The organism is Cognataquiflexum nitidum (assembly GCF_022538055.1).
In the GTDB taxonomy this organism is placed as follows: Bacteria; Bacteroidota; Bacteroidia; order Cytophagales; family Cyclobacteriaceae; genus Cognataquiflexum; species Cognataquiflexum nitidum.
On the sequence record NZ_JAKZAM010000039.1, the window covers coordinates 1 to 21,154 of the forward strand.

Genomic DNA, 21,154 nt, shown 5'->3' on the forward strand with positions numbered 1-21,154 from the left:
GCAGACAGATCCTCGGAAAATTCATTTGTTTTTTTGTCCCTCGACTTTTTCTGCGAAAGTCTGCGCCATCTGCGGGAGAAAATTTATAGACCCTAAGTGTCACGCGGATTGAAGTAGATAGTTGCTTGTAAATTTTGTTTCCTCCATTTTTTCTGCGAAAGTCTGCGGCATCAGCGGGAACAAAAATAAAGCCCGCAGATCGCGCAGATCGACGCAGACAGATCCTTGGAAAATTTATTTGTTTTTTTGTCCCTCGACTTTTTCTGCGAAAGTCTGCGCCATCTGCGGGAAAAAATTAATTGTCCCGGTTTAAAACTGTACAATTTCTTTATATGCGGAAGAGAGAAGATTTTCCCCATCAAGTAATTCTCTGGTTGTTCCTTCTTTGACAATCCGACCATCCTCTAATATATAAACCCTGTCAGCAATTAATGCAGGTTTGATTTTATGTGTCACAACTAAAATAATCATATTTGATTTTAATTTCATCAATAATTCCAAAACAAGGTTTTCAGTATTCCGATCCATTGCACCGGTAAACTCATCTAAGAGCAATACCTCCGGCTTATTTAAAAGTACTCTCGCTAACCCTAATAGTTGTTTTTGTCCGCCCGAAAGATTAATTCCGGCTTCGCCCACCAAGGTCTCATATCCTAATGGAAATGAGGAGAAAATCGAATCTAATCCTAATTCTTTGCAAAGTGCGATTACTAAACTATCAACTGAATCGGAGATACCTAAGCTAATATTTTCCAAAATTGTTCCATTGAAGACTTTGATTTCCTGAGGTACATATCCGACTCTAGACCTCCAATCATTGGTGTCAATATTTTTAAAATCAAACAAACTGTTTACCAATATTTCTCCATGAGTATATTCATAAAATTTCATTAAGATTTGTATAAAGGTACTTTTTCCTCCACCACTGTCACCCAAAAGCACTGTCAATTCCCCTTTTTGAAGAGTCAGATTTATCCCTTTTAATAAGGCTTTTGCACCTGGAAAACGAAATTGAAGACCGTGAATTTTAATATCTTCTATATTGGAATTAATTTTTTCACCTACTTCTGTCGATTCTGGAGTGGAAGAAGCAAATTCATACATCCTTTCAAAGGCGATTCGCGCTTCTTGCAATTGTATGTTTACCATTGCAAGTTTGTTTACCGAAGGAATTACCAGTCCGGCAAAACTTAATATTGCAACCATTTCTCCTATTTTCATATTGGAATTTAAAACCTGATAAGAACATCCGATCAATATCGAGACAGTAAAAACTACTCCCAATACATTGGATACTAATCCAAATCTCAAACCCAATGTTCCGAGCTTATAAATTTTATCCTGAAAAAACCCGTAAATTGATCTGTTTTTGGTATCAAATTCATCTTGTTTGTTAAGCGATTTGATAGTGCTTATTCCTTGCAACGTATCAATAAAGTGGCTTTCTGTGATAGAATAGGATTTCATAACATCCCTCTGACCATTTGTAATCGGCACATTGTATTTGTAAACAATCCAGAAGTAAAAGGGAAGTAAACCAATCATAATAAGAAAGACTTCCATTGAATATGAAAAAACTGCTACCAAACAAACAATAATCAAAAGTATATCAACCATTATTTCACCTGAAACCACCGAAATTGTTTTTTGTATTCGTTGTGCATCACTCATTCTGGCTATAAAATCCCCCGTATTTCTTCCGTCAAAAAAACTTTTTTGTAACCTCAACAAACTACCATAAAACCTCCCTAGTATCTTTAAATTTAAATCCCTTCCTTGCCTGATAACTATTTTCCCCCTAGTAAAAGCAATCAAATGCCTAATAAGCAATAGAACCCCAACTAATGATAAACCCAATATCAATTCTTTCAAATTCTTTTCAGGGAGTATATTATCTATCAGCTTTTGGGAAAATACGCCGACTGATAATCCCAATACTGTAATTATCAAACCCAAAAATCCCATAATCAAAAGAATAGGAATATCTTCTTTGATTAATTCCATAATCCAACCCAACTTTTCCTTTTTTATAACATGAGATTTTTCAAATTCCGAATTTGGTTTAAAAATCAATAATGCCTTGCTTTTCCAGATTTTATCAAGCTCCACGTCTGATATCCACTTGACACTTTCGGATGGGTCTAAAATCAGATTTCTTTCTTTTTCTGATTTAAAATAGGCAATGTAATGGTTCCTACCCTCCTCAAGAGTAACTAGCAAAATTGCAGGACCAATTATTTCTTTAAGCTGAGAAACGTTTTTTGCATTCAAAGCGGAAACCTCAAAACCAATTTGGCCTGCAGCCTGGTAAAGTCCTAATATACTTGTGCCTTCTTTAGTCGTCCCCGATAATTTTCTCAATTGCTCTAAGTAAGCTTCTCCTTCAAAATACTTAATGATAGAAGCAAGACAAGCTACCCCACAGTCTGAATTGCTTTGCTGTCGGACAAAGGATTTCCTGATTTTATCTTCGGTCATCACCATTTACTGTCAATATGATTTCCTTAACAGGAGTAAATCCTTTATATGCTTTTAATATCTGACCATCTGCATTATAAACAAAAGTAGAAGGAACGACATCATACTTAAAATAGGTTGAAAATTTGAAATCCCTATCCTGAAGGAAAACGACGTTTTTTCTATCATGGAGTTGGTGGATTGATGCAAAATCAATTATGTCTTCAAATTTCTCTGTAGAAATAAAAATAAACTGAGTGTCTTTAAATTTAGCTATTGACTTACTGATAGCATGGAATTCCTCCTCACAGAGACTACAAGTGGAATTGAAATAAACCAATACTTTGGTATAATCATTTTCAAAATCTAATTGGTTAACCTCTTTTCCATCTTCATCATAGAAAAGAAAATGGGGAATTGTCTCAAAGTGGGCTTCCTCCATTGATTTTTGATTAATCCTTTTGCCGATTAATACAAGTAGGCTTAAAAATAATATTCCTATAAACCCGAAAAATAAGTGTTTCCGCTTCATCTTTAATTTATACTTAATGAAATAAAAACGACGAACAACATCCAGCAAACAAGGTATGAACCATAATATAGAACTACTATCCTAAACATTTCCTGAAAAGCGATACTCAAAACAAGTGATAAGCTTCCTGCCAACGCAAACCAATAGGCAATCTCAAAAACATTGATGGTCTTGAAGGGATAATGCAGCCATTTATCTAATAAATCAGGCTCAAACATGGCAAACAAAGAGAGCGGATAGAATCCCCTAAAATCATCAAGTGTATAATCAGGGGACACAAACCCAAACCAAAGAATCTTTGAAATAATGGGCAACAAAAAAATAAATTCAGCAATAGTGCAGGCTCTCAGTACATCGTTAAATGAGACTTTGAAATTTGATAAATACAGGCCCATATAAATCAAAGAAGCGGGAATTATGATTTTTACAAAAAGTCCAATTGGAGCAATGAAGTATGTTAACCAAAGCCATTTTCCTCGGAAATCAATAATTTTTTCAATCCTAGTATTTGAGAACTTAGAAGAAAGATGAATATTTAGCATCTCTTCAGTAATAAAAATGATATCAGTTATCAAAGCTATTACAAAAGTTAAAATGCAAAGGGAAATAAAGTACCTTCTAAAACTATAATTGTTGCCCATTCTACATTATAATTTTTTAAAAATCCTTCCTGTCTTTGCAACTTCTCCATCTGGGAAAATAAATTTCAAGCTTAATTTTGTTTCATTTAATTCATCAATTAAGTATTTATAAGTTGCAATTTTTTCGAGGTCATTAATTATAAGGGTGTCCTTTTCTAAATACCATATTCCAATCTTTTCAATAATCATTTCATTTTTAACATCATTAAAAAACAAGGTGTCACCTTTAAATTTAAAATATATGTTGTCCATATATAATTGATATACTGACATTCCTCTAATTTGACTTTCATTGTCCATTTCTATAAATTGTGGTGAATTTAAGATCTTTTCAAAAGTTTCAAAAGATTCAATTTTCCATTCTCCAATAAGATGTTTCTGATCAATCCCGATGAAAAAGAAAAACGTTAATAAAATAAATGTTTTCATAATATTTGAAGTTTAAAATTAAGTGTCAATGGCAGCATTGACACTTAACAGAATAATTATTATTGTTGTGAACAATACCTATCATAGTAGGCCAAAGCCATATCATAAAGCTCAAGGCTTCCTTGAAACTGTCCACCAAATAAAATTGTACCTAGGTTGGTACAGTAGTCAGAACCTCCGACTAGACTCTCCATTTTTTCTAAGCTTAATGCTTCCATAAATTTTGTTGTTTAAAATGTGAAAAAATTGAATATCAGATAATTCTAGTGTTTAAAAATCATAAACACAAATATTAGGTAGCTGGCTATCCCTCGTATCCGTTTTTAGTCAACTAAATTGCACTATTCCTAAAGTGGATTTCAGAACTATCTTTGGATTTCATATTTACCCCCCCCCTCATTTCAAACTAAAAGAGCTGTAATCTTGTAGAAAACAGAATAAAAAATTTATTTTTATAATAACGAAAAATACTTGAGTACAATTTCTGATTTTTAGATAAAAATGTACTGGAAGAATCAATATCTTTCCTACGCCTGTTTCCGAAATCTGCGGGAACAAAAATACAGCCCGCAGATCACGCAGATCGACGCAGACAGATCCTCGGAAAATTCATTTGTTTTTTTGTCCCTCGACTTTTTCTGCGAAAGTCTGCGCCATCTGCGGGAACAAAAATACAGCCCGCAGATCGCGCAGAGCGACGCAGACAGATCCTCGGAAAATTCATTTGTTTTTTTGTCCCTCGACTTTTTCTGCGAAAGTCTGCGCCATCTGCGGGAACAAAAATACAGCCCGCAGATCGCGCAGAGCGACGCAGACAGATCCTCGGAAAATTCATTTGTTTTTTTGTCCCTCGACTTTTTCTGCGAAAGTCTGCGCCATCTGCGGGAGAAAATTTATAGACCCTAAGTGTCACGCGGATTGAAGTAGATAGTTGCTTGTAAATTTTGTTTCCTCCATTTTTTCTGCGAAAGTCTACGCCATCTGCGGGAACAAAAAAATAGCCCGCAGATCACGCAGATCGACGCAGACAATTCCAGTGAGACTTCTTCACTATTGATTCTCTAACATTTTTTCTGCGAAGGTCTGCGAAATCTGCGGGAAACATTTTTTTGACTTTAGCGTAATTGAAAATCTTTAAGATATCCTGCTCCAATTAATCGCGTGCTTCTTTTGGTTTTTGATCTGACGGAGTACCATGGCGTGATTGGGTAAACTCAGATCGGGATCATCCTGCAACAGTAATTGAGCCGCATCCCTTGCCATCGTCAGAATCGGAGCATCCTTGCTCAAATCAGCGATCAGCAAATCCGCCAAGCCGCTCTGCTGTGTTCCCATCAGGTCTCCCGGTCCACGGAGCTTCAAGTCCACATCTGCTATTTCAAAGCCATTGTTAGTCCGAACCATCGTCTCCAACCTGACCCTGCTGTCTTTTGACAATTCGTATTTGGTCATCAGAATGCAATAGGATTGGTCAGCACCCCGACCAACCCGGCCTCTTAGCTGATGGAGTTGGGACAATCCGAAGCGCTCCGCATTCTCTACCACCATCACGGATGCATTGGGCACATTGACCCCGACTTCGATGACTGTAGTAGCCACCATGATTTTGGTTTCCCCCTTCACAAATCGCTGCATTTCGAAGTCCTTATCTGCAGGTTTCATATTGCCGTTGACAATGCTGACAGGATATTCGGGAAATGCCCGGCTGATGCTTTCAAAACCATCCATCAGGTTTTTGAGATCCAAAGTTTCGGATTCTTCAATCAAGGGATACACCACATAAATCTGCCTTCCCAATTGGATCTGCTTGCGCATAAATCCAAAAACCTTCAAGCGGTCCTTGTCATAGCGGTGCACAGTCTGAATGGGTTTTCTTCCCGCCGGCATTTCATCAATCACCGAAATATCCAAATCCCCATAAAGTGTCATCGCCAAAGTTCTCGGAATCGGGGTAGCTGTCATTACCAAGACATGAGGGATAAATTGCTCGTTTTTGGCCCAAAGCTTGGCCCGCTGCGCCACTCCAAACCGATGTTGCTCGTCCACAATCGCCAAACCAAGGTTCTTAAACTGTACCACATCTTCTAATAGCGCATGTGTGCCTATGATGATATGCAGCTCGCCTGAGAGCAATGTTTCATGGATGACTTTCCGGGCAGATTTTTTGGTGGAACCTGTCAGCAAAGCGATGTGCAATCCCATCAGGTCAGCATATGCCTTCAAGCCTTCATGATGTTGGTTTGCCAAAATTTCTGTTGGCGCCATCAGGCAAGCCTGCGCCCCGGAACTGATGGCAATGAGAATGCAGATAAAAGCCACCATGGTTTTGCCACTTCCTACATCTCCCTGGATCAGCCTGTTCATCTGCTTTCCGGATTTCATATCAGCAAAGGCTTCCCTGACGACACGCTTTTGTGCTTCTGTCAGTTGGAAAGGCAGGTGTTCTTTGTAGAATTTGGTCAGCAGCTCAGTCTGGTTCAAAACCTGGCCCTTTGACTTTTCGGTTCTGGTAAGTTTCAACTTCAACAGTCTAAGCTGCACAAAGAAAAACTCTTCAAACTTCAGCCTGAACCTTGCCCTCTTGAGGATTTCGGGATTGTCAGGAAAGTGGATTTGTTTGACTGCTTCTTTTTTGGAAATGAGGTTGAATCGCTGCAGGATATCCTCTGGCATGCTTTCTTGGATTTGAGGATAGGCCACCTGAACCAATCCTTCCATGATTTTGGAAATCCCTTTGGAGTCCAAAAATTTTGCCCTGAGTTTTTCAGTAGTCGGATAGACCGGTTGGAAGAAACTCTTTTCCTCCTGCACGGCTGTCACCGGTTCCATCTCGGGATGGGCGATGCTGAATTTCCTTCCGTATTTATTGGGCTTGCCAAAGAAGACAAAAGGAACACCAATGATAAGTTTTTTGACGACCCATTGGATTCCTTTGAACCAAGCGAGTTCCATTTCTCCTGTCTCATCAAAAATATGGGCAACAAGTCTTTTTCTGTTCCCTTCCCCGATCGTCTCAATTGAGCGGATTTTGGCTACTACCTGCACATGCTCCAAGTCCTCGTTGATGTCTTTGATCTTAAAAAACTGCGTCCTATCCTCATAGCGAAAGGGATAATGTTGGATCAATTCCCCATAGGTAAATATGGACAGCTCCTTGTTGAAGAGAACTGCTTTTTGGGGACCTACACCGCGGAGGTAATCTATCTTGGTATCAAAAAAGGAGGACAATTTGCATAACTTGGTTCAAATGCCAAATTAAAGAGGAAGGAGTGGAATTGCTATAAATTTTATTTTATCCTAAATACAAAGTCAAAATAGACTAAGTTAAAATGTGTGATGTACTGTTTCTCAGACAAATTCTTTAAATTAATCCCTCCTAACCAAAGCACATTATGAAAAACATATTCCTTTTTATCCTTCTTACTTTTTCAATCTCTACAGCTTTTGGACAAAAAAAATCCTCCACAGACAGATTTGCCGGTTTGGATATAGAACTCAATAAGCTTTTGGAAACCTGGCATGCTGCAGGTTTTGCGGTAGCGGTGGTCGAAAAAGACAAAATCGTCTACTCCAAAGGTTTTGGCTATCGGGATTATGAAAACAAAACTCCCGTCACCCCCAACACTAATTTTGCCATCGGGTCAAGCAGTAAGGCATTTACATCCGGTCTTCTCGGCATTTTGAAAGAAGAAGGCAAACTCACTTTTGAAGACAGTCCCATCAAGCATATTCCAGAGTTACGGTTCAAAAACGCCGAAATGAACGAACTGATCACTATCCGCGACATCATGACCCACCGTACAGGATTGCCGAGGCATGATATCAGTTGGTACCTCTTTTCAAGCAATTCAAGGGACAGCCTTATGCAGCGTATTGCCTTTCAGGAACCTTTTGCCAAAGTGCGTGAAAAATGGTATTACAATAACTTCATGTTCCTGACTCAGGGAGTAATCGCCGAGCGGATCACGGGAAAAAGTTGGGAAGAAAACATCGACTTGCATTTTTTCCAACCCTTGGAAATGAAAACCTCGAGCACAGTAATCGATGGCCTCAAAAATGGAAAAGAAGTTTCTTTTGGCTATGAGGTCAAAAATGATTCTGTCATCAAAAAGATGGACTATTACGACATAGCGGCCATGGGTCCGGCGGGAAGTATCAACAGCAACGTTACCGAAATGTCAAATTGGGTCATGACATGGATCAACGGCGGAAAATTCAAAGGCAAACAAATCCTTCCTGAGACTTACATTAAAGAAGCCATTAGCTCCCAAATGGTCATCAATGGTGGTATTCCTGACAAGGAATTTCCCGACCAACATATCTCCAATTACGGCTATGGCTGGTTTACCTCTTCCTACAAAGGACACTACCGGGTCGAGCATGGAGGCAATATTGATGGTTTTTCAGCCAATGTCAGTTTCTTCCCGACGGACAGTATCGGCATCATAGTTCTAGCCAATCAAAACGGCTCGGTCATCCCGAGTCTTGCACGCAATATCATCAGTGACAGGGTGCTGAAAGAAACGAGGACCGATTGGAACAAAACCTACAAGGAACGCTCCGACAAAGCCAAAGCAGCTGAAAAAGAAGGATTGGCTACAAAAACCTCCGCTCAAAAAACAGGAACCAAACCTTCACATCTTTTGGTAGAATATACCGGAGATTACTCAAATCCCGGATATGGTACCTTGGAGATTTTTTTCAAAAACGATTCACTTTTTGCCAAGGCAGGAAAAAATAATATGTGGTTGAAGCACCACCATTATGACATTTTTTCTCCTTATCCGGTGGTGGAAGGCAAAGTGGATACTGTTGGTGGATTTGGGCTTCAGTTCAATTTCAGGACCAATGACAGCGGGGAGATTTCTTCTTTTGTTTCCAAACTTGAACCTGCGGTAGACCACCTCGAGTTCAAGAGGACTCCAAAAGGGGTCATCATGGACAAAGCTGAATTGGAAAAATATGTGGGCGATTACGAACTGCCGGGAATCGTCGCCAAAACCTACATCAAAGGTGAAAACACCCTGTACCTGCTTGTTCCCGGCCAACCTGAATATGAGCTTCTCCCACTGGAAAAACACAAGTTTGCCCTAAAAATCCTGGATGGCTTCAAACTTGAATTTGTAGAAGGAGAGTCAGGTAATATTGCCGAGGTATTGTTTGTCCAACCCAATGGGACATTTAAGGCGAAGAGGAAGTGAAGCAAAATTGAATGATGGTGGGTTGATTATCCCACTATGAGTATATTATACCTAAAGGCTTCCCTCATAGGCATAGACCAAAAACCACCTGTTTCCACGAAGTTCAAACCTGCGTTTGGAAGAAAAATTGGTGCCTTCGATCCACAGGGTCTGTTCAAAGTATTTTTTCTTATGTTTTATTTTGGTCTTAAACTGCCGACTATCAACCTGATAAATCCTTGTCCGCATCAGTTCCCAATTGTCCGCAGTCCAGGAGATTTCCTCCATTCCATATTGTCTCAATCCCTGCAGCGGAAATATGATTCTCGACATTTGGAAAGCTGAGTCTGAGTGAAAGCGTTCGTAAAAAATGGGGAATTCTTCAGGAGGAGTTCCCTGGATTTTGACCATGCCTTTAGGTTTGCCTTGGGCGAAGGAATTGGAAAAGGGTAATATTACCCAAAAAAACAGCAAAAAGCACAATGTATGCCTGCAATGATTATTCATTAGAAAGTCGCTTTAAAAATAAAACAGGTCACATAAATTCATACTAAAATTTGACCCTAACCAAAACTTGTTTTTAAATTATTTCTCCAAATTCTATAACAAAATTGAGATTGTCAAGTGCTAGCACTAAATATTCTTTTGAATTAGGCATAGTATTTAAAATTAAATGTATGTACACAATTATGCAGGTAGATTGGGTAACCATTTTAATACAAATATGCGGACTGAAATAGACGGTACATCCCTGCTGCTTACAGGAGGCACACCTCATGCCTGAAGAAAAATCTAGGCTTACTGACAAAAAAGCTAAATCCAAGTAAAATTACTCAGTTTTTTTAAATCCGTGGATTTCTTTCTTTTGACTATTAACGTTCTCTCTTTTTAAAAATGAAAAAACCGGCACTTTATAGTGCCGGTTCGAACAAAAAGGTTGATTAGCCTTTAACCATAGATTTCTTCCAAAGCCTGTGCCAAACGGATTCCTGCAGCAGTCAGTCTTTCCTCTACATGGTGGTAATGCTTGTAAATATATTCATAGCCAATTCTTCCGTTTTCCGGAATATCATACATGTCAGGCCTCATTGCGGCAGCTTCTCTTAGCCAATCGGCAGGAGTCGCAGTTGTATATTTTTGGATCAAAACGGGATTTATTCTTTTCTGCAGCTCGGTAGCGATTTCAGTATAGCTCATTTTTTTTCCTTCGATCAGGTCGGAATCCCAAATCGCGTGGATGTTGGTCTCTTTGTTGAAAAAGCTGACCTTGACGTCATTACCTCCTCGGTCACCTGGCTTGCCCACATGAAAAGGCTGGTGTAAATCCCCCACAATATGGATCAACATCCGCAATTGATCTCTTTCTTCCTCGAGGGTTAGTCCGCCCTTTTTCAGATTTTCTTTGATCCTCAAAAATGCTTCGTAAGCGTCTCCGTTTTTCTCCTGTAAGGCGGGATCGTATTCCCCATCGGCTGTGGTCACCCAATGCCATGTGTTGGTATAATCGTACTTTTTGTCAGAGCGGATATTGTCCATCCAGACCCCGACACCTGAGATAGACTGATGCTGAAGTATCTCCTCCACCTTTTTTACAGTCTTTGGCTTCATCTGCCATTCCGCAAGCTTTCCGATAACATAATGGCCGATGGGTCCCCAAGCGAATGACTGGGTAGTCAAAGTCAAGCAAATCAGTAAAGTAAGGGTTATTGATCTGGTACTTTTCATTTTTATTCTGATATAAGGTTGAAATACTATAGATATACAGTGGAAATAAGGTTGAAATACTTTAGGTATACAATGGAAATACAATCGATATAAGGTTTATAGATATACAGTGGAATTTGTGGATATTGGATAATAATGGATATTAATTTTCAAAGTAGCTGTGATTGTGGACTACTATATCGCGAAGCATATACCTCTTGTATTTGGCGCAGCATATTTCAATTTTATTTCTATACAATAATTAAAATCCTTAGTGGATATATTGTTTCTAATTATTTCGCGAAGCGTATTTCTACTTTATTTCTATAAAATAATTAAGAACCCAATTCATTTACAGCAATCCAAGCCATCAGGCCAGCCCCGATTTCCATGGCATCTTCATCTATGTCAAAAGTGGGAGTATGGACACCGGACACAATTCCTTTGGCTTCGTTTCTGGTTCCCAGTCTGTAAAAGCAGCCATCAATCTCTTGCGTGTAATAGGAGAAATCTTCTGCGGCCATCCAAACATCAAGGTCTATGACATTTTCTTTACCAAGATATTGCACGGCAGCTTCCTGTGCTCTGCTGGTTAGCGCCTCGGCATTTTTAAGAAAGGGATAACCCCTGCGTACCTCAAAATCAAGTTCTCCGCCCATTCCTTCTACGATCCCTTTGGCTATACTGACCATATGGTGATGGGCTTTGGATCGCCATTCTTCATTGAGGGTGCGGAAAGTGCCTTGTATTTTCACTTCATTTGGAATAATATTGGTAGCACCCAAAGCCTCCACTCTACCAAATGAAAGTACAGATGGGATTTTTGGGGAAGCATTTCTACTGACTACTTGCTGCAAGGCGACAATCATGTGTGAGGCAATCAAAACCGGATCGACCAAAGATTCCGGCATAGCGCCATGTCCGCCTTTTCCTTTGACAGTGATATAAAGTTCATCTGCACTTGCCATATACATTCCCTTTCGGAAACCTACTTTTCCCACCGGAATAAGCGGCATTACATGTTGTCCAATGATACCTGAAGGTCTTGGGTTTTCGAGTACTTTGTCTTTGATCATGAGGGAAGCTCCTCCGGGAATGAGTTCTTCACCAGGCTGAAAAATAAGTTTGATGGTTCCCTCAAACTGGTCCTTGATTTCATTTAGGATTTTGGCTGCGCCCAAAAGGGAAGCGGTGTGGACATCATGTCCACAAGCATGCATCACACCAGTATGGGTGGATTTGTAGGACACATTATTCTGCTCCACAATCGGCAATGCATCCATATCTCCACGAAGAGCTATGACTTTTTGGGATGGATTCCTACCTTGGATTATGGCAAGGAGGCCGGTACCGGCTTTCTTTTCAATTTGACTGATGCCGAGACTTCTGAGCTGACCCTCCACAAAAGCAGAGGTTTTAAACTCTTGAAAAGAAAGCTCAGGATTGGCATGTAAATGCCTCCTGTTTGCTATAAACTCTGATTTATAAGCAGCAGCTAACTCCTTAATTTTTTTGTTGACCATCCGTAACCGGTTCAGGAATGATGTACCCTTCTCTCAAAAATCTGTCTTGAATGATTCTCGAAGAAGGAAAATTTTCTTTCAATTTATGATAGTATGTAAGGGCTTCGATGCGGTTGACAAACTTTCCCACCTTGACCAAATACCTAGGCTGCTGGTATTGCATGTCTGTTTTGAAGTCAGGAAAATAAGTGAAAAGGTCATTTCTTGTTTTGAAAGCAATTTCCCTATCTACACCGCTGTACACCAGTACGGTATATCCACTCCAATACATTTCTGATTTGTTGGCTTCCTTCAGGTTATTGAGAGCGATTTCGAGGTCTTCATTTGCAGACGCAATCTTCTCATCTCCTTTGGGGGAGATTTCTTCTTTTGCAGCCTGTTCCTCCAAGGAAGGAAAAGTAATCCTGGATTCACTCAAATCCTCCTGATAATTTTCAAATTCACTCGAAGATGATGCCGGCTTTTTGATAAGTGCGCATGAGCTCATCAAAATTACCGGAAATATCAAAATCAGGAGTGACCTTTTCATGATGCTTTTGTTAATGTTCAATAACCACACATTTTCCTGAGTTAACATCCTGTTCTACACTTTTGAACTTGACGTCTTTCATTACTTTCCCGTCTGGATATTGTACAGAAACCTTGTCATTTCTTCCATAAACCTTATCTGACTTCCTTGGAGTAACGATCTGCGGTGGAGCGGTTCTATTTGCAACAGCTGTAGCTGCCTGTCTTCCACCTCTCGGATTTAAGCTACTGCCTACTTCCTCTTTGGATGCTTTTACCTGGTTTTCTTCCCTTCTTGGAGCCTGCGCCGCCCTAACTTGGTTGGGGTCTTGGGCAGGTAGATCAGCTTTAGCTATGAAGGAAATGGTATCTTCATTGAGTTTGCCGACGAAGCGCTTGAACATCTCAAAAGCCTCAAATTTATAAATCAAAAGAGGATCCTTTTGTTCATATACAGCATTCTGTACAGATTGCTTCAAGTCATCCATGTCACGGAGGTGCTCTTTCCAATTTTGGTCAATGATAGCCAAGGTGACATTTTTCTCAATATTCCTGATCAAATCCCTTCCCTCATTCTTCACTACTGATTCCAGATTTACAACCACTCCGATCTGCTTGAAACCATCTGAAATCGGAACCATGATTTCTTTCACAGTAGCACCTCTGTTGGTGTACACATCTTTTAAAACAGGAAGAGCTTTACCTACAATAGTATCGTTTTTGCCAACATAATGTTGATATGCTGCATCAAAAAGCTGTTGCGTCAGGACTCCCGTTTCCTTGGATTTCAGATCCTCTATGCTGAATGGATGGTCTATTCCCAATGAACTGAAGATGTTCATCCTCAGGTTATCCACATCTTCGGTAGATTTACCCATCTGGATGATGTCAAAACAAACATCATACATCACATTAAGGATGTCCAATTCAAGACGTTCCCCTTTGAGGGCATTTCTCCTTCTTTTATAGACCACTTCCCTTTGGGAATTCATGACATCGTCATATTCCAAAAGTCTCTTTCTTACACCAAAGTTATTTTCCTCTACTTTCCTTTGTGCTCTTTCTATGGATTTGGTAATCATCGAATGTTGGATGACTTCTCCTTCTTCCAAGCCCATGCGGTCCATGAGTTTTGCTATCCTGTCCGAACCAAACATCCGCATCAGGTTGTCTTCCAGCGAGACAAAGAACTGGGAAGAACCTACATCCCCCTGACGTCCTGAACGTCCTCGGAGCTGACGGTCAACGCGTCTTGACTCATGCCTTTCTGTACCTACGATAGCCAAACCTCCGGCTTTCCTCGATTCTGGAGTCAATTTGATATCTGTACCACGACCGGCCATGTTGGTAGCAATAGTCACTGTTCCGGGTTTTCCGGCTTCTGCGACAATGTCTGCTTCTCTGGCATGTTGCTTGGCGTTCAGTACTTGGTGTTGGATTTTTCTGATAGTGAGCATTCTGCTCAATACCTCCGAAATCTCTACCGAAGTCGTACCCACCAAGACAGGTCTTCCTGCTTTGGTCAGTTCCACGATTTCGTCAGCCACTGCATTGAATTTCTCCCTGACGGTTTTGTAAACTTTATCTTCCCGGTCTTCCCTGATGATGTTTCTATTGGTAGGGATCACCACCACATCCAATTTGTAAATCGTCCAGAATTCTCCTGCTTCAGTTTCAGCAGTACCTGTCATACCGGCAAGTTTGTGGTACATCCTGAAGTAGTTTTGAAGGGTGATCGTAGCATATGTCTGTGTGGCATCCTCAACTTTCACATTCTCCTTGGCTTCTATCGCCTGATGAAGTCCGTCGGAGTATCTTCTTCCTTCCATCACACGGCCTGTCTGCTCATCGACAATCTTCACTTTGCCATCCACCAGGATATATTCGGTATCCTTCTCAAACATACAATATGCCTTGAGCAGTTGGTTTACTGTATGGATTCTTTGGGCTTTCACACCATAATCTTTGATCAACTCTTCTTTCCTGATAAGCTTTTCTTTGTCATCGATATCTGGATTTTTCTCCATTTCGGCGATTTCCATACCGATATCTGGGAGAATAAAGAAGGTTGGATTTTCATTCTTTTGTGTAATGACCTCGATACCGTTATCAGTTAGCTCTATGCCATTGGTTTTTTCTTCAATGGTAAACAAAAGAGGCTGATCGGCCTCAGGCATCATTCTTTTGTTGTCTTGGAGGTAATAATTTTCTGTTTTTTGGAGAATCACCCTAATGCCTGGCTCAGATAAGAACTTGATCAAAGGCTTGTATTTTGGCATACCTCTATACGCTCTGAAAAGCGGTAAGCCTGCCTCTTTTTCATTTCCTTCCTGAAGCAATTTTTTGGCCTGATTGAGAAAACCCTGCACAAGCTTTCGCTGCTCGTCAACCAAAGTGGCGACCCTTGGCTTCATTTCCATAAACTCATGCTCATCTCCCCGGGGAACAGGTCCTGAGATGATCAAAGGTGTCCTTGCATCATCGATCAGAACTGAATCCACTTCGTCAATCATGGCATAATGGTGTTTGCCCTGAACCAAGTCACCGGCTTCTCTAGCCATGTTGTCTCTCAGGTAATCAAATCCAAACTCGTTATTTGTCCCATAGACAATGTCGGAGGCATACGCTCTTTTTCTACCTTCTGAATTAGGCTGGTATTTATCTATACAATCCACAGAAAGACCGTGGAATTCAAAAAGCGGGGCATTCCATTCGGAGTCTCTTTTTGCCAAGTAATCATTGACAGTAACAATGTGAACACCCCTTCCGGAAAGTGCATTGAGGTAGGCAGGAAGAGTAGAAACCAAGGTTTTCCCTTCACCTGTGGCCATTTCTGCTATTTTCCCTTTGTGCAATACCATTCCACCTATAAGCTGAACATCATAATGGACCATATCCCAAACGACTTCAGTACCGGCAGCCATCCACTTATTGTGCCAGATTGCTTCTTCTCCCCGGATTTCGATATTGGATTTTTTTGCAGCAAGTTCTTGGTCTCTCAATGTGGCTTTCACCACCAACCTTCCGTTTTCTTTGAATCTTCTTGCTGTTTCTTTGACTACTGCAAAAGCATCTACCAAGACTTTTTCCAAAACCACTTCCAAAGCTTCATCCCTGGATTTCTCGGTTTTTTCTATTTCGGTAAAAAGAGCATCTTTTTCATGCACTTTATCGGCTGGCATGCCATTGATCTGCTCTCTAAAAGCAGCAATTTTATCATCAAAAGGCTTCAAATCAGCATTGATGATGGCTTTGATTTCACCGGTCTTTGCCCTTAGGGCCTCATCGCTGAGACTTTGCAGCTTTTTAAAAGCCTCATTGATCAGGGGAACTTTAGGACTCAATTCCTTTACATCTCTATCTGACTTTGTCCCGAAAACTTTTGCCAGTCCTTTGGCTATAAAATCTAACATATGGTATTTTGTATCTAATAGGGGGTAAAATTACTTCGTTTTTCTTAATTATAGTAATCTACAGTAAGATATGAAATCTGAGATTGGGTGAGAGGTGGCTTTGCTGTAAAGTTTCTTTCATCCACAAATTCCCGATACTCTCCCTTACCTAAATTTCAATCCTTCCTTCAAACACCTGTTCGGCCGGACCTATCAGCCAAATATCCTGAAAACTGCCGTCTGCACTTTCGGTAAACCTGACCTTCAGATTTCCCCCCGGTGTTTGGATCTTGACTTCATGGAGCTGATGCTGGTAACCATATACCAAAGCACAAGCTGTAACACCTGTCCCACATGAAAGTGTCTCGTTTTCCACCCCTCTTTCATAAGTCCTGACATGGATTTCACCACTACTTATAGGTGTAACAAAATTCACATTTGTGCCCTTTGGCGCATATATGCTGCTATAGCGTATTTCTTTTCCTTCTTCAAAAACAGGATAATCGGAAACATTCTCCACAAACCTCACATGGTGGGGTGAGCCTGTGTTGACAAAATAATCCTGACCGGAATTGGCTAAGCTCAGAACGGGACGCATTTCCAATTCAATCCAATCCCCAGTGACTACTGCCTGATGCTCCCCATCGATGGCGAGAAAATTGGTTTTTTGGTCAATTATTCCCAAAAACTTTGCAAATGCCACGGCACACCTTGCACCGTTTCCGCACATACTTTGAGAGCCGTCAGCATTGAAATATACCATTTCGAAATCATAATCTTCTATATCTCTGATGAGGATCAAGCCATCGGCTCCAATCCCAAATTTGCGGTCGCAAAGTCTTTGGACCAGAGAAAGATCCCTGTCAGGAAAAATGTCAGCCCGGTCATCGACCATCACAAAATCGTTGCCCGTACCTTGGTATTTATAAAATGAAATTTTCATAGCCATCGGCCTTCTTTGTAAGAAATAGGTTGTTTTCAAAAACCAAACCAAGATATTTTGGTTTTACAAACATAACCATCTTGTCACAAAATCAGACTTATTGTCTGCTTTTAGGTTTCATTATGTGGTTGAATTGGTTAACTTGTTGGTCGATTCAATTCTGAAAATCCATTAAAAGGAAATAAATCTCTATGAAAAAGACGACTAACAACGTTTCAAGAAGAACTTTTATAAGCCACAGCTCCAAAGCCACTTTTGCCCTGGGAATCGGGAGCACATTGATAGGCTCTGCATTTTTGACCGCATGCGGCGGAGAAGGTGAAGAAAAGGAAGAAGCATCCATTTTGCTCAGTACGGGTTTTGAACAAGCTCCATTAGGGTATGATTATACTGCTCTTGAGCCCCATATCGATGCCATGACCATGGAAATCCACTATTCGAAACATGCCGCTGCTTATGCCAAAAACCTTGGTGAAGCCGCTGCTGAGGAAAGTGTGGATGTCAGCAAACCACTTGAGGAAGTGATGATGAATATCTCCAAGTATTCTACCAAAATGAGAAACAACGGTGGAGGGCATTATAACCACGAGCTATATTGGAAAATCATGTCTCCGACAGGTGGTGGAGAACCGGTCGGCGACTTGTCTGAAGCTATCAACGGTGCTTTCGGAAGTTTTGCAGATTTCAAAACCAAATTTGAAGATGCAGGTAAGAGCAGATTCGGTTCAGGATGGGCATGGTTGGTTTTAGACAAAAACAACCTGCTTCAGATCGGAAGTACTCCAAATCAGGACAATCCACTCATGGACGTTTCTGATTTTCAAGGAATTCCTTTGGTAGGAGTGGATGTGTGGGAGCATGCTTATTACCTCAATTATCAAAACAGAAGACCCGACTACCTTACGGCATTCTGGAATGTGATAGACTGGAAAGCTGTCAGTGACCGTTACAACACGATCGTGAAAGGAGCTTAAGAATACATCCACATTTTAATATAGGAAACGGGGTTTTACGACCCCGTTTTTTTATTTTGCAGCCTTCTAATCAAAAACACCACCATGCAAGATCCCAAAAGCCTCACTTCTGTCGCAGCTTTCCATCAGACATTCAAACACCCGATTTTGCCCGAGCCACAAATTCCCGACGCCAAGCGCTGTAAGTTACGGGTTTCTCTTATTGCCGAGGAATTGAAAGAACTTGAAGAAGGCATCAAAAACCAAGATATTGTAGAAATTGCTGATGCACTTTGTGACATCCAATATGTGTTGTCAGGGGCTATTTTGGAATTTGGATTGGCAGACAAATTCAAGGATTTGTTTGACGAAGTCCAGCGGTCCAACATGAGCAAAGCCTGCAAAACAGTAACCGAGGCAGAACAAACTGTCACCCATTACCAAAACCAAGGCGTAGATTGTCATTATGAAAGAGAAGGCGAGCTTTACTTAGTATATAGAAAGGAAGACCGAAAAACACTGAAATCTATCAATTATTCGCCTGCTGATCTAAAAGGAATAATTGGTTAGGGTTTTGGTCATAAAAAGTTAATTCTCCTTAATTTACTAAAACAAACTGTTAAATATTCGGAAATACGGCCAAGATTGGCGTAATTGTAACAGATTAAAATTTTATTTTCCTGCTATTTTGCTGTTGAATTTAATTTTCGTCACCCAAGCCGGCAGAATTGCTGAATAAAAAAATCACAACTGAATTACTAATCTAAGTATGAATACATCCTTAAAGTTTCTTGATTCAGGAAACTCCCTGTTTTTTGTTACCATCAAAAAACGCGTAGATGAATATTTCAAAGCAAACAACATTTCCAAATATGCCAATACAGCAATGGTTTTCAAAACCATCGTTTATCTAACCTCATTTGTAGGTTTATATTTCTTGATTTTGTTTGAGGTATTCCCAATTGTTGTCTCACTTTTTCTGGCGATTGCTCTTGGCATGAACATGGCCTTTATCGGTTTCAACGTCTGCCATGATGCCCTCCACGGATCCTATTCCAAAAATCCCTATGTAAATAAATCCCTTGGCTTCATTTTCAATATCATTGGTGCCAATGTGTATGTATGGAACATAACCCATAACAAAGTCCACCATACCTATACCAACATCATCGGTCATGACGGAGACTTGGACGTTGCTCCGGGTTTGGTCAGGGTTTCTCCTGAAGAACCTCTCAAAGCCATCCACAAATACCAGCATATTTATGCCTTTGCTTTGTATTCTCTGGCTTCTTTGTCTTGGTTTTTCAGAAAAGACTACGTGAAGTTTTTTCAGAAAAATATTGGCTCACATGTCAACAAGCATCCTAAAATCGAATATTTCAACCTGTTCTTTTATAAGTTAGTCTATTACTCCCTATTCATTATCATCCCCTTGGCCGTTATGGACATTACTTGGTGGCAGTTTATGATTGGTTTTTTGATGATGAATTTTGCTGAAGGCCTTGTATTAGGTTTGGTGTTCCAATTGGCGCATTTGGTGGAAGATACCGAAATGCCAAATCCGCAAGGTGATGAAAACATTGAAGAAACCTGGGCAGCCCATCAAATGAGGACAACAGCCAATTTTGCAAGAAAAAATCCAGTTGTCAATTTTCTCTGTGGCGGATTGAACCTACAAGTGGAACACCACCTATTCCCAAAAATCTGCCATATCCATTATGTGGAAATATCAGAAATCGTCAAAGAAACTGCTGAAGAATTTGGCTTACCTTATAATGAAAATGCCACCTTTGCTTCTGCGCTCAAATCTCACTATGATTTCTTAAAAGCTGCCGGAAGGGTTTCTGAAAAAGTGATTGTATCAGAGAAAATTGAAGTAATGGCTTAGAAGGTAAATTCTAAATTGATCCCAAAAAAATCCCGGTTAGGTGTACCTGACCGGGATTTTTTTTGAAAGGTTGGTCAACCAAAGTTCTTCATCGCATGATGAGAAGCGGAAGCTAAAAAAGCCAATAATATTACCTTGTTCCTACTGCCAAAAAATATCCAAGGGCTTTAAAAGAAAAATGAAAATTAATGTAGTGGCTTGTTCAAAAAGAATATAAAATACTAAATAACCCGATTAATAGTGTAGATAATTCTCGCATATCTAACCAAATAGAAATAATCTATAGACTTTGAAAGATTACACACGAAAAAAATTTAGTTAATTGAAATCTTTTTTTAATGTATCCCCGTTCTATTGCTTAGGTATTTCCGAGACTAATTTCCTAAAAATAACTTTCATTTAATCCTGAAACTTATGAAAATCAGACTTGTTTTTCTTATCCCTTTTCTGATGTCCTTGGTTTTGGTACCCACATTATCTCATGCACAGTTTGAGTTTGGTCTTGGATACCTTAATTCGGCTCCTCGCGGTGCGATGAGTAATTTTATCAATCAGGCAGGGCATGGAGTATCGGCAGATGTGGCTTACCGCATACCAAGTACCAACCTTAGTTTAGGGGTTCAATTTGCCAGCTCAACCTATGGCTACGAAAAGCGTGAAGAAAGTTACCGCTTCAATAATGGCTACGAAGGAAATGTGAACGTAGAGATATATAATATTTTTAGCAACAACAGTGCTTACATAAAGTACGATATTTTAAAGGAGGCTTTCGCACAGCCTTACCTGTTTTTTGGAGGCGGATATAGCTCTATATCTCCACTGAATTGTCAATTATTGATCCTAGAGAAGAATTTACTTCAGATTGTCCAAAACCCTTAGAATCCTCGACATTAGTCAGTGATCGGACCTCCTATCTTCTCTTAGGTGGCGGGTTTAGGTTTGATCTAAGCTATCCTTTCAAATCCATAGAAAGACGAAAATTTCTCCTCGACATCCGTCTTAACC

General features: G+C 40.1%; 18 protein-coding genes. 6 read left to right on the forward strand and 12 right to left on the reverse strand.

The features are described 5' to 3' along the window. Positions 1-309: 309 nt before the first annotated feature. From MMU07_RS19485 to MMU07_RS19505, 5 genes are all read right to left on the reverse strand, one after another. Entirely contained in the window at positions 310-2,484 is a 2,175-nt protein-coding gene (locus tag MMU07_RS19485) for a peptidase domain-containing ABC transporter (protein WP_336246210.1), read from the reverse strand. Continuing rightward, positions 2,465-2,899 carry a TlpA family protein disulfide reductase gene (locus tag MMU07_RS19490; RefSeq protein WP_241128285.1) on the reverse strand — a complete coding sequence of 145 codons (435 nt, stop codon included), beginning with the start codon at positions 2,897-2,899 and terminating at the stop codon, positions 2,465-2,467. The genes MMU07_RS19485 and MMU07_RS19490 overlap by 20 nt, the downstream gene beginning before the upstream one ends. A gap of 92 nt (positions 2,900-2,991) precedes the next feature. Next, positions 2,992-3,303, reverse strand: coding sequence for a hypothetical protein (locus MMU07_RS19495; protein WP_241128286.1), 312 nt, complete (start codon positions 3,301-3,303; stop codon positions 2,992-2,994). Between the two features lie 333 nt (positions 3,304-3,636). Beyond that, the gene (locus MMU07_RS19500) at positions 3,637-4,059 is read right to left on the reverse strand and encodes a hypothetical protein (RefSeq protein ID WP_241128287.1); all 423 of its coding nucleotides are present in this window, start codon (positions 4,057-4,059) and stop codon (positions 3,637-3,639) included. A 59-nt stretch (positions 4,060-4,118) separates the two neighbouring features. Then, entirely contained in the window at positions 4,119-4,277 is a 159-nt protein-coding gene (locus MMU07_RS19505) for a hypothetical protein (RefSeq protein ID WP_241128288.1), read from the reverse strand. A gap of 283 nt (positions 4,278-4,560) precedes the next feature. Here MMU07_RS19505 and MMU07_RS19510 point away from each other — a divergent pair, with 283 nt between their 5' ends. Then, entirely contained in the window at positions 4,561-4,965 is a 405-nt protein-coding gene (locus MMU07_RS19510; RefSeq protein WP_241128289.1) for a hypothetical protein, read from the forward strand. A 228-nt stretch (positions 4,966-5,193) separates the two neighbouring features. Here the strand turns inward: MMU07_RS19510 and recG are convergent, their stop codons facing one another. Then, a complete protein-coding gene (recG, locus tag MMU07_RS19515; RefSeq protein WP_241128290.1) occupies positions 5,194-7,287 on the reverse strand; it encodes an ATP-dependent DNA helicase RecG in 2,094 nt (697 codons plus the stop codon). Positions 7,288-7,451: 164 nt separating this feature from the next. Between recG and MMU07_RS19520 the strand changes: the two genes are divergently transcribed. Beyond that, on the forward strand, positions 7,452-9,260 hold the full coding sequence (locus tag MMU07_RS19520) for a serine hydrolase (RefSeq protein WP_241128291.1): 1,809 nt from the start codon (positions 7,452-7,454) through the stop codon (positions 9,258-9,260). 51 nt (positions 9,261-9,311) lie between these two features. Here the strand turns inward: MMU07_RS19520 and MMU07_RS19525 are convergent, their stop codons facing one another. From MMU07_RS19525 to dapF, 6 genes are all read right to left on the reverse strand, one after another. After that, a complete protein-coding gene (locus MMU07_RS19525) occupies positions 9,312-9,650 on the reverse strand; it encodes a DUF4348 domain-containing protein (RefSeq protein ID WP_241128292.1) in 339 nt (112 codons plus the stop codon). A 537-nt stretch (positions 9,651-10,187) separates the two neighbouring features. Then, positions 10,188-10,964 (reverse strand): S1/P1 nuclease, encoded by a 777-nt coding sequence (locus MMU07_RS19530; protein WP_241128293.1) that lies wholly within the window; start codon positions 10,962-10,964, stop codon positions 10,188-10,190. Positions 10,965-11,278: 314 nt separating this feature from the next. Next, positions 11,279-12,466, reverse strand: coding sequence for a M20 metallopeptidase family protein (locus MMU07_RS19535; RefSeq protein WP_241128294.1), 1,188 nt, complete (start codon positions 12,464-12,466; stop codon positions 11,279-11,281). Further along, the gene (locus tag MMU07_RS19540; protein ID WP_241128295.1) at positions 12,447-12,995 is read right to left on the reverse strand and encodes a hypothetical protein; all 549 of its coding nucleotides are present in this window, start codon (positions 12,993-12,995) and stop codon (positions 12,447-12,449) included. The genes MMU07_RS19535 and MMU07_RS19540 overlap by 20 nt, the downstream gene beginning before the upstream one ends. A 10-nt stretch (positions 12,996-13,005) precedes the next feature. Then, positions 13,006-16,386, reverse strand: coding sequence for a preprotein translocase subunit SecA (gene secA / locus MMU07_RS19545; protein WP_241128296.1), 3,381 nt, complete (start codon positions 16,384-16,386; stop codon positions 13,006-13,008). A gap of 148 nt (positions 16,387-16,534) precedes the next feature. Then, positions 16,535-17,308: a diaminopimelate epimerase gene (dapF, locus tag MMU07_RS19550; RefSeq protein ID WP_241128297.1), complete on the reverse strand. Its 774-nt coding sequence runs from the start codon at positions 17,306-17,308 to the stop codon at positions 16,535-16,537. Positions 17,309-17,499: 191 nt separating this feature from the next. On the opposite strand from dapF, the gene MMU07_RS19555 reads away from it, so the two are divergent. From MMU07_RS19555 to MMU07_RS19570, 4 genes are all read left to right on the forward strand, one after another. After that, entirely contained in the window at positions 17,500-18,282 is a 783-nt protein-coding gene (locus MMU07_RS19555; protein WP_255737778.1) for a superoxide dismutase, read from the forward strand. A gap of 84 nt (positions 18,283-18,366) precedes the next feature. Beyond that, a complete protein-coding gene (locus MMU07_RS19560; protein WP_241128298.1) occupies positions 18,367-18,831 on the forward strand; it encodes a nucleoside triphosphate pyrophosphohydrolase family protein in 465 nt (154 codons plus the stop codon). A gap of 199 nt (positions 18,832-19,030) precedes the next feature. Next, a complete protein-coding gene (locus MMU07_RS19565) occupies positions 19,031-20,149 on the forward strand; it encodes a fatty acid desaturase family protein (RefSeq protein ID WP_241128299.1) in 1,119 nt (372 codons plus the stop codon). A gap of 414 nt (positions 20,150-20,563) precedes the next feature. Then, on the forward strand, positions 20,564-21,028 hold the full coding sequence (locus MMU07_RS19570) for a hypothetical protein (RefSeq protein ID WP_241128300.1): 465 nt from the start codon (positions 20,564-20,566) through the stop codon (positions 21,026-21,028). Positions 21,029-21,154: the final 126 nt, after the last annotated feature.

Excerpts from the sequence above, each read along its gene's own strand:
- MMU07_RS19485 (WP_336246210.1), bottom strand. The coding sequence starts at position 2,484 with ATGGTGATGACCGAAGATAAAATCAGGAAATCCTTTGTCCGACAGCAA.
- MMU07_RS19490 (WP_241128285.1), bottom strand. The coding sequence starts at position 2,899 with ATGGAGGAAGCCCACTTTGAGACAATTCCCCATTTTCTTTTCTATGAT.
- MMU07_RS19500 (WP_241128287.1), bottom strand. The coding sequence starts at position 4,059 with ATGAAAACATTTATTTTATTAACGTTTTTCTTTTTCATCGGGATTGAT.
- MMU07_RS19505 (WP_241128288.1), bottom strand. The coding sequence starts at position 4,277 with ATGGAAGCATTAAGCTTAGAAAAAATGGAGAGTCTAGTCGGAGGTTCT.
- MMU07_RS19510 (WP_241128289.1), top strand. The coding sequence starts at position 4,561 with ATGTACTGGAAGAATCAATATCTTTCCTACGCCTGTTTCCGAAATCTG.
- MMU07_RS19520 (WP_241128291.1), top strand. The coding sequence starts at position 7,452 with ATGAAAAACATATTCCTTTTTATCCTTCTTACTTTTTCAATCTCTACA.
- MMU07_RS19525 (WP_241128292.1), bottom strand. The coding sequence starts at position 9,650 with ATGGTCAAAATCCAGGGAACTCCTCCTGAAGAATTCCCCATTTTTTAC.
- MMU07_RS19530 (WP_241128293.1), bottom strand. The coding sequence starts at position 10,964 with ATGAAAAGTACCAGATCAATAACCCTTACTTTACTGATTTGCTTGACT.
- MMU07_RS19535 (WP_241128294.1), bottom strand. The coding sequence starts at position 12,466 with ATGGTCAACAAAAAAATTAAGGAGTTAGCTGCTGCTTATAAATCAGAG.
- MMU07_RS19540 (WP_241128295.1), bottom strand. The coding sequence starts at position 12,995 with ATGAAAAGGTCACTCCTGATTTTGATATTTCCGGTAATTTTGATGAGC.
- secA (WP_241128296.1), bottom strand. The coding sequence starts at position 16,386 with ATGTTAGATTTTATAGCCAAAGGACTGGCAAAAGTTTTCGGGACAAAG.
- dapF (WP_241128297.1), bottom strand. The coding sequence starts at position 17,308 with ATGAAAATTTCATTTTATAAATACCAAGGTACGGGCAACGATTTTGTG.
- MMU07_RS19555 (WP_255737778.1), top strand. The coding sequence starts at position 17,500 with ATGAAAAAGACGACTAACAACGTTTCAAGAAGAACTTTTATAAGCCAC.
- MMU07_RS19560 (WP_241128298.1), top strand. The coding sequence starts at position 18,367 with ATGCAAGATCCCAAAAGCCTCACTTCTGTCGCAGCTTTCCATCAGACA.
- MMU07_RS19565 (WP_241128299.1), top strand. The coding sequence starts at position 19,031 with ATGAATACATCCTTAAAGTTTCTTGATTCAGGAAACTCCCTGTTTTTT.
- MMU07_RS19570 (WP_241128300.1), top strand. The coding sequence starts at position 20,564 with ATGAAAATCAGACTTGTTTTTCTTATCCCTTTTCTGATGTCCTTGGTT.